The organism is Pseudarthrobacter linnaei, from assembly GCF_055412825.1.
The window spans coordinates 34,201-40,838 of the sequence record NZ_JBVAYX010000031.1 but is presented as its reverse complement, the minus strand read 5'-3'; the positions used below and the strand labels follow the sequence as shown (position 1 = coordinate 40,838).

The 6,638-nt window shown below is 63.3% G+C and carries 7 protein-coding genes and 1 pseudogene; 5 read left to right on the top strand and 3 right to left on the bottom strand.

Translation table 11 applies throughout. The annotated features are described in order from the left end of the window. Positions 1 to 588 precede the first annotated feature (588 nt). From ACZYZ3_RS17955 to ACZYZ3_RS17945, 3 genes and pseudogenes are all read left to right on the top strand, one after another. Positions 589 to 690 (top strand): annotated as a pseudogene (locus ACZYZ3_RS17955) (DUF305 domain-containing protein); the annotation flags it as partial. Between the two features lie 3 nt (positions 691 to 693). Beyond that, a complete protein-coding gene (locus ACZYZ3_RS17950) occupies positions 694 to 924 on the top strand; it encodes a hypothetical protein (protein ID WP_463965159.1) in 231 nt (76 codons plus the stop codon). Positions 925 to 1,240: 316 nt separating this feature from the next. Beyond that, positions 1,241 to 2,065: a sulfite exporter TauE/SafE family protein gene (locus ACZYZ3_RS17945; protein WP_463965158.1), complete on the top strand. Its 825-nt coding sequence runs from the start codon at positions 1,241 to 1,243 to the stop codon at positions 2,063 to 2,065. A gap of 150 nt (positions 2,066 to 2,215) precedes the next feature. On the opposite strand, the gene ACZYZ3_RS17940 is transcribed toward ACZYZ3_RS17945, so the two are convergent. Then, entirely contained in the window at positions 2,216 to 2,650 is a 435-nt protein-coding gene (locus ACZYZ3_RS17940; protein WP_463965157.1) for an MFS transporter, read from the bottom strand. Between the two features lie 773 nt (positions 2,651 to 3,423). Further along, complete coding sequence (locus tag ACZYZ3_RS17935; protein WP_463965156.1) at positions 3,424 to 4,194, bottom strand: sigma-70 family RNA polymerase sigma factor; 771 nt, start codon at positions 4,192 to 4,194, stop codon at positions 3,424 to 3,426. Positions 4,195 to 4,271: 77 nt separating this feature from the next. Between ACZYZ3_RS17935 and ACZYZ3_RS17930 the strand changes: the two genes are divergently transcribed. Then, positions 4,272 to 4,496 (top strand): YgaP family membrane protein, encoded by a 225-nt coding sequence (locus ACZYZ3_RS17930; protein WP_463965155.1) that lies wholly within the window; start codon positions 4,272 to 4,274, stop codon positions 4,494 to 4,496. An 88-nt stretch (positions 4,497 to 4,584) separates the two neighbouring features. Then, positions 4,585 to 4,752, top strand: a complete 168-nt coding sequence (locus ACZYZ3_RS17925) for a hypothetical protein (RefSeq protein ID WP_463965154.1) — start codon at positions 4,585 to 4,587, stop codon at positions 4,750 to 4,752. 521 nt (positions 4,753 to 5,273) lie between these two features. On the opposite strand, the gene ACZYZ3_RS17920 is transcribed toward ACZYZ3_RS17925, so the two are convergent. After that, the gene (locus ACZYZ3_RS17920; protein WP_463965153.1) at positions 5,274 to 6,575 is read right to left on the bottom strand and encodes a hemolysin family protein; all 1,302 of its coding nucleotides are present in this window, start codon (positions 6,573 to 6,575) and stop codon (positions 5,274 to 5,276) included. Positions 6,576 to 6,638 lie beyond the last annotated feature (63 nt).

Here is a 6,638-nt window from a genome sequence, read left to right as displayed (position 1 = left end):
GGGTCCGGCTTGATCTGTCAGGAGTACTTCGGGAACACCCCCGTCCCGGATGGGTCACCCCACAACCGAAACCAATCCGTTACACAACCACCGGCCAGCGCAAACCTTCGACAGCGCTTTGAATCACTCCCATCAAGCGGTCGCCGACAGTGCCACTCTTCAGGACAGAGCGGTCAACGTCTATTTCCTCGCCGCCCGCGTGGCGACTCCGCGTTTGACTCCTGGACTCGCGCGGATGGTTTCCTCCTATGTTCAGTAGAGCCGCACTCAACAAAAGCGGTCCAAAATGGAAGTGCGACCCTGACCTCCGTATATCCCTGCGCGGCGTCCTAAGCATGCGCCTGCCTAATGGTTTGGCTGAACGTCCGCGGGGCTGGGGTTGTACCCGTTCTCCGTCGCCCAGCTGCGAATCTGCTCGGTCTCTCCGCGGCTCATCGACATGACACGACCAGCCGTGGGACCGGACAACCCACGCAAACGCCGGCCCTTGGCGGCATACCCTTTCAGCGTTTTGCGCGGGACAGCGGCATTAGCCGTGAGCTGCCGCATCTGCGAGCCCGTGGGCACGAAAACTATTGGCCATTGATGTCCCAGGGCAAGAACGCCGACGCGATCCAACTCAGCAAAGACATCGTGACCGCCCAGGAGGCCGAAATCAAGGAAATGCAGGACCTGCTGGCCACCCTCTGACCGGTGTCCTCCGGCGCCGGCCTCATCCTTGCCCTGTCCGCATGCAGCCCGTCCACCGTCCCGGCGGACGCCGGCGCGACCTGGACCCGAAAGGGCAAAATCCAGGACACGGTCCAGGCTGCGGGGGCAGTCAAGGGCGCGGAGGCAAGCCCAACCATCTGGGCCGCCACGGCCAGCGGGCTCGTCCTATCCACCCACGGCGGAGTCACGTTCCGTCCCGCCGACGCCTCCTGACCACACGAGCCCTGCAGGATCTGCGCCGAGGCCTGCCACCAGGGTGAAGCAGCCAGCGCCACCCCTGACTGCAGCGGCCTAAGTACCAGTCGGCCTTCCGCCGGCGGGTGTGCGGATGCGTAAAAAGCCGGCACGGATGGACCGGGACCTCGGACTCTACCTGTCAGCCGAGGCCGCGCGAAGAGTCAAAGTGCTCGGTGAGGGCCCGTGGTGCAGCCCGTCAGCCGCCGCCAGGCGGTGCTGCTGGGAGGGCTCGGCATTGCGGGGACATGCGGCCAGCGGTGCCGGGCTGATCTGCTGCTGATAATTTTCAGGTATGAAAAGCCCCGCTCTGCCACTGTTGACACCAGGACCGGGACGACAGCAATCCCTGACCCTGGTCTTCCTTGCCGGCGCCATCATCGGTGTCCTGGGCGGCATGATCGGCCTCGGCGGTGCCGAGTTCCGGCTGCCGCTGCTCATCGGGGTCTTCGGCTTCGCCGCACTCCAAGCCATCATCATGAACAAGGCCATGAGCCTGGTCGTCGTCATCACGGCCCTGCCAGCCCGCCTCATCAGCGTCCCCCTGGCAGAGCTCTCACCCTATTGGTTCATCGTCCTGAACCTCCTGGCCGGAAGCCTCATCGGCGCCTGGATCGGAGCCCACTGGGCCACCCGACTCAAGTCCAAAAACCTGTACCGCGTCATCGCGGTCCTGCTCGTCCTGATTGCAGCGCTGCTCTTCGTCACCCACTTCTTCGCCGTCGCCACCCCCAACATTCCCGCCGGCCCGCGAACCGTGCTCGGCATCGCTGCCGGCGTCATCATCGGCGTCGTCGCAGCCCTGATGGGCGTCGCCGGCGGTGAGCTGCTCATCCCCACGATCGTGCTGCTCTACGGCACCGACATCAAGATCGCCGGCAGCCTCTCCCTGGCAGTCTCGCTTCCCACCATGCTCGTCGCGATGGCCCGCTTCAGCCGAGACAAGAGCTTCGCCGCTCTGGGACAGAACACACGCTTTCTCGTCGCCATGACGCTGGGCTCCATCACCGGGACAGTGATCGGCGGCCTCCTGTTGGGCGTAGTTCCCAGCCTTGTCCTGATTCCCCTGCTAGTCCTGCTGCTGTTGCTGTCCTCGATCAAAGTCTGGACACACGAATAGCAGCATTACCGCATGCTGCCTCGAAGGGGGCTGAATCAACCCGGGCCACGAAGGAGGGATGCTCCCTCCTGCGCCGGACAGGACCTGCCGCTGCCAAGACCTCGGGTAGGTCCGTCGCTTCGCTGCGGCTCCAGTAACAAGGTCTAGGGGCTAGGCGACGGACGCAGCCCGATGGGGCCGGACCCCGATGAATACGGCCAGGGCGGCGGCTTGGGTGACGGTCAGGGTAACTGCGAAGGCGAAGACGGACTGCTCGTAGAGGATCCCAATGAGTATGCTTCCGGCCAGCCAGGCCATGCCGTAGCAGGCGGTGAAGATGCCGTAGGCGCTGCCACGCCTTCCTGCCGGCGACAGTTCTGCGACGGCGGCCCGCATGGTGCTTTCCTGAACGCCCATTGCTGCTCCCCACAGCAGCACCCCCGTAATGGCCAGCGGGGTTCTGTTGCTGAAACCGAGCCACGGGACGGCCGCTGCGAGCACCGGAAGGACAAGGAGCACCTTCAACCCGATCCGGTCATAGAGCCAGCCGGACGCCAGGGCCGCGACAGCATCCACTGCCATGGCTACCGCGTATAGGACGGGCACCAGTGCGGGGCGTCAGGAGCCCTGTGGTGACGAGGTGGAATAAGAGCAGCCCGAAGGTCGCGTAGCCGAACATCGTCAGGCTGGAGAATGCGGTGTATGTCCAGAATTGCCGGGGCATCGGTGCCGGCCTCGGCGAGCATGGTGTCCTTCGCGGGACTCCGCACGGCCTTGCCCAGACGCTCGGCCAGAACGAGCAGGCACGCAATCCACAAGGCGCTGGTTATCCCGAGCAGCGGCACCGAGAGTGCGGTGAGGCCGTGGCCGGTACTGGCCAGGGACCAGCGCAGCCGGGCCGGTCCGCCAGGCGTCCGAAGACCAAGCGCAGAACGAGGGCGACCTCTTCGCCCGCGCCCGTGATGACACTGATCAGGAGAGCCGAAGCACCGAGCGCGCCGAGGAACGGGCCGGTGACGCTTCTGGCCCCTTCGTACACGGCGTCGTCAGCGCGCTGATGACGCCGAAGACAAAGGTGAAATGGAACGCGGTCAGCGGCGGTCCCCCACACCCCGGCCCCGGCCAGCGGTGTTGCCGGCGGTGTTCTTCATGCGCGAAGGCCTCGTCTTGTCTGGTCGTGACTCCCTCATGACGGTACCTTCCAGGCGTCAGATGAACTGACTTCAACTGTGAGCATAGCCGGCATGCTCCGTTTGCCCGCGGCCGAACTAACCTGCCCACAGTCGAGTTGTGCAATTGGAATCACGATGAGAACGGGTGTTATCCGGGTTGTCCCCCGGGGCCGGCGTCCGGTGCACGCGACGGGACCATGAAGAGTTTCAGCGGCCGTCTTGGTCCTGCAGTGAAGAGGCTTCCAGACGCAGTAGGCGTATAGCGTCTACCAACCCTGCCCTGGTTGCCGGTACTGGTGCGTTGCGGGCCAGAGCTGCCCGCAGACCGACGAGGGCCTGGGCCAGGGGCGGGCAATCACGGCAACTTTGGAGGTGCTCGTCAACCGTTTCCATGATTCGGAGCTCAAGAGTCCCGTCAAAATACTGTCCAAGGTGCCCCCGCGCGTCGCGGCATTCCTGGCGCTGCCCGACGATGACGCCGGGCGTCTCGGACAGCGCCTGGATCAGGCGTAGCCTCGCCCGCTGAATCCTCTTATACACCGCAGCGGAAGACCACCCGCTTAGTTGAGTGATTTGAGCCGCACTCCATCCTTCACCGTCGTGAAGAACGAGGACCATTTTGTCCTCGACGCCGAGCGTCGACATGGCCGCCCGGAGCCTCTGCATGCTCTCCGCCTTCTCCACGATCCCGGCGGGGTCGCTAATCGTCAGAGAAATCAGATTCAGATCATCCAAGGTTGCGGCCTGTGGAAGGCTTCGGCCCCCAAGATCGGTGGCTCTGTTCATCAGGATCCGGAAGAGCCACGTGGACAGGCGCGCGTCCCCACGAAAAACCTCCCTCGCGCGCCACGCCCGCTCGAGGACGTCTTGAACCAGGTCATCGGGTTCCATGCCCGCAGGAGCCATACGCGACGCCGCACGCCGCAGTCGGGGCAACTCTTCTTCCAGTCCTGCGACGAATTCTTCTGCACTCAGCATTTGACTGGCTCCTGCATGTCCACTTCACCGTCCGGCGGCGTCTAACACAGTATCTACCCGAGAAACGGAGATTGATCATGGAATTTGTAAGCTTTATGCGCGGCACTGCTGGCAGGGCTTTGCGGATAATAGCCGGTCTGGGGCTGGCTGCAGTAGGAATCCTGACCGTCGGCGGGCTGTGGGGCACCCTGCTGGCTGTCCTCGGCGGGGTCATGATCGCTGCCGGAGCATTCAACTTCTGTCTGCTGGCTCCGCTATTCCACGCCGACCTATGGGGCAAACCCAAGCGCACCAGCCACTAGGTGCGTGGGTCAGCAACCAGGGTGCCGGTTCTTTCGAACACCGGTGGATTGACCAGGTCCTGTCGGGGTGGCTGGGAGAGTCGGGGGTATGGATATTGATTCTTTCGCGCAGGCTGGGTTGTTCGACGAGTCCTTGGTGGAGCGTGCCGAGCTTCCGGCCGAGGGGCCGATGGATGCCAATTGCGGGATCAACAAGCGCTTCAAGTCGTTTGAGCCCGCTGCGGTGGTGCTGGTCCCGCCGTCGTTGGAGGAATAGCTGCCCCAGGGCCATCTGGCCCGGTTCATAATTCCGGACCGGCCGCAAACCTGGGTCAATTTAAAGAACCATGGCACATCATGTTGCAGGCGGCTCTAGCCACCATGAACGAGTGAACGCGAAAACCCGACGGAACGACGAACGAGGATGAACTCCCAGCCGCGACGCCGCAGGGCGGCACCCGGTCTGCCGTAATGAGCCGCCCCCCACACAACCGAATAGGTCTATCCGGGAACCCACACACCCGGAACATCAGATCGGAGGCGAGAGTGTGCACAAGGTGCACACGAAAAAATACCAAAAATGCCCCTGAACAGGGGAAACACCGTGCCCGAGGTGGGACTCGAACTGAATTCCACCAAGGGGTGGGGTCGATGTTGCAGGGTCTGCCGGATGTCGGTGGCCGTCACACCTCAGACCGTGGTTTGGCGGCACCGGGCTCCTCACCGTCGTTCGGGGGCTTTTTGGCGTACGGTCCAGCCGTCAGCAATGCCGGCGGGATTGACGTCGCCCGACGAAGCTCAAGTTTCCTCCGAGTTGTCGTTCACAGGCGTCACTCGGATCCGTGCAATGCGCAACCCGTCCATGGCTGTCACCGTCAACACGTGGCCTGGAACTTCCGCCCGGTCCCCGATCCGGGGCAGGCGGCCCAAACGGTCCATGACGAATCCGGCGACTGTTTCGTAGTGCCCGTCGGGCAGTGCTATGCCGGTCACTGACGCAAACTCCTGCAGAATCAGGCCGCCGTCGACGTCGACGGATCCGTTGACTACGCTGACGCGATCCTCGTGGTCGGCCCCGGTGTCATACTCATCGTAGATTTCGCCCACCAGCTCCTCGACTAGGTCCTCCAGGGTGACGATGCCGTCTGTGCCCCCGTACTCGTCGACCACCAGCGCTATGTGATGACCCAGTTTGCGCATTCTGGCCAGCGAAGGCAGCACCCTGTTCGTTCCCGGCAGCGGGAGGATCTCACGAACAATGTCTTTCACGGCCATCTCGTCATACTCCGCGTCCCGGGGCATCAGGTCACGAATGTGGATGTAACCGAGGACGTCATCCGCGGTCCGGCCAATCACGGGATAGCGCGAGAACGGGCCCTCCCTGACCATGCCGCGGGCGGCCGCAATGCTCAGGGCGCCGTCGATGAAAGCCACCTCAGTGCGCGGTCGCATGACTTCCTGCAACGAGCGGTCCGCTGCCCCAAACACGTCACTCAGGATGTTTCGGCTGTGTTCCTCGAGCATGTCGCTCTCCGCGACCATGTCCCAGAGTTCCTCGGAGCTGACGCTCTGCTGTTTGGCGTGGGGATCGCCGCCCACTAGCTTGACCAAGGCATTGGTTGAGACGGACAGCGTCCAGATGACAGGTCGCATGACTTCCGACAGGGTGATCAGCGGAGGGGCCAGAACCTTCGTGAAGCCGACAGCGTTCTGCATCGCCAGCCTTTTGGGCACCAGTTCACCCAGCACCAGGGACATATAGGCGACCAGGAAGGTCATTCCGATAAAGGAGACCGGCTCTGCTGCGGGGCCCATCCCCATACCTTCCAGGAGGGGTTCTATATCGGGTGCGATCGTGGAAGCGCCGTAGGCGGCTGAGAAGAAGCCCGACAACGTGACACCAATCTGGACAGTTGCGAGGAATCGATTGGGATTCCGGGCCAAAGCGGCAGTCCTGGCCCCGCCCTTCCCCAGCTTCTCTATCTGACGCACCTGGCTTTCGCGAAGGGACACCAGCGCCATCTCCGTACCGGCGAAGACCCCTCCCAACAGCACGAAAAAGAGAACCAACAAGAAATTGACCAAGGTGCCGCTATCCATGACCCGACACTACCGAACCCCCACACTTAACTGGCTGGTAGCCTGATGCGCAAACCAAGCGGG